Source organism: Bartonella sp. AP150HLJHH, assembly GCF_042196385.1.
Classification (GTDB): Bacteria; Pseudomonadota; Alphaproteobacteria; order Rhizobiales; family Rhizobiaceae; genus Bartonella.
Genome location: NZ_JBHIQC010000118.1, coordinates 1 through 744, shown reverse-complemented (window position 1 = coordinate 744; position 744 = coordinate 1). Strand labels below are relative to the sequence as shown.

The 744-nt window shown below is 44.5% G+C and carries 1 protein-coding gene and 1 pseudogene; both read right to left on the bottom strand.

The genetic code is table 11. From position 1 onward, the window contains the following. Positions 1 to 486: pseudogene (locus ACFING_RS09990) on the bottom strand (hypothetical protein); the annotation flags it as partial. Positions 487 to 548: 62 nt separating this feature from the next. Then, positions 549 to 744 (bottom strand): hypothetical protein (locus ACFING_RS09985; RefSeq protein WP_375630818.1); only part of this gene is annotated, 196 nt, incomplete at its 5' end.

The window sequence follows — 744 nt, the reverse complement described above, 5'->3', positions numbered from 1 at the left end:
TACCGAGAGCCGTATTTCAGCCAGAAACTCGAAATGACTCTTCAGCAGCAGAGCAATATCGCCAACCGGCACAACATGTGCACGGCAATTTTTTAAAATTTCACACGCCAAGTAGTGTAAAGATGAAAACAGATTAATCGTAAACAGGTTGCCAACAACATCCCTTGGGGAAAAAACCTGCCGCGCGCGCAGGTTACGAATTAAATTGCGCTCTGATGAGCTGATCCCTTCCTTACAGAATTTTAAACGAACGTTGGCCATTTTCATCGCCCCAGTGATGCCACTTGTAGCACTAATCAGCATCGGTAAGTGTTCACCCGCAGAGTCCACTTGAGTCAAAGAACCACTATCACCAGTGGTCGAATAAACGCGTGTACTTATCCTAACCAAATCGCGGAAAGCAATGTAATCGAGTGCATGGCAGCCAGTTATTGCCGTTATACGTGGTTGCATTTTTGCATACATTTCAGCACAGAAATAATCCATGATAACTCAGACCTTTTTAATGAAAATTGCACAACCCAGAGCTGCTAGACCTTCTCCACGTGTCACTGTAATGTAAATTTTTCTTCTGTGGACATAGCTGCCACACCGCATTCACGACGTGATTGGTTAAAAATACCCAGTGCTGTTTCTTCTGAATCAGCTAGGGGGTCGTGGATGATAATACGACCGCCGCGATCTAAAACACAGCACAACTCCTGTAATCCTTTTTTAGGTTCAGCCCAGTGATGAATTACGGAA